The organism is Mesorhizobium sp. M8A.F.Ca.ET.202.01.1.1, assembly GCF_004791595.1.
Classification (GTDB): Bacteria; Pseudomonadota; Alphaproteobacteria; order Rhizobiales; family Rhizobiaceae; genus Mesorhizobium.
Genome location: NZ_SRUN01000266.1, coordinates 1 through 293, shown reverse-complemented (window position 1 = coordinate 293; position 293 = coordinate 1). Strand labels below are relative to the sequence as shown.

Genomic DNA, 293 nt, shown 5'->3' with positions numbered 1-293 from the left:
CGACAGCAGCCGCTCGCGGCCCTCGCGGTTGAGGCTCTGGATGGCCTGGCGCAGCTTGCGGATCGCCTCGATGATGTCCTCGCGCTCGGAAACGATGGTCTCCAGCCGCTCGGAAAGCTCCCTCTGTTCTTCCTCGGCGCGCAGATTGACGGCGCCGAGCCGCTCGCGCTCGATCTTTAGCCGGTCGAGCTGGCGCTCTATCTCGGCCATGTCCGGCATCGGATCGTCGGCATCGAGGCCGGTGTGCTTGATGACGAGATGCGGCGGCGTGTTCAGCGCTTCCTGGATTCGCG

General features: G+C 66.2%; 1 protein-coding gene. It reads right to left on the bottom strand.

What is annotated here, in order from left to right:
* Positions 1–293, bottom strand: a 293-nt coding sequence (locus EN845_RS34780) for a hypothetical protein (RefSeq protein ID WP_135931339.1), incomplete at both ends; no start/stop codon positions are given.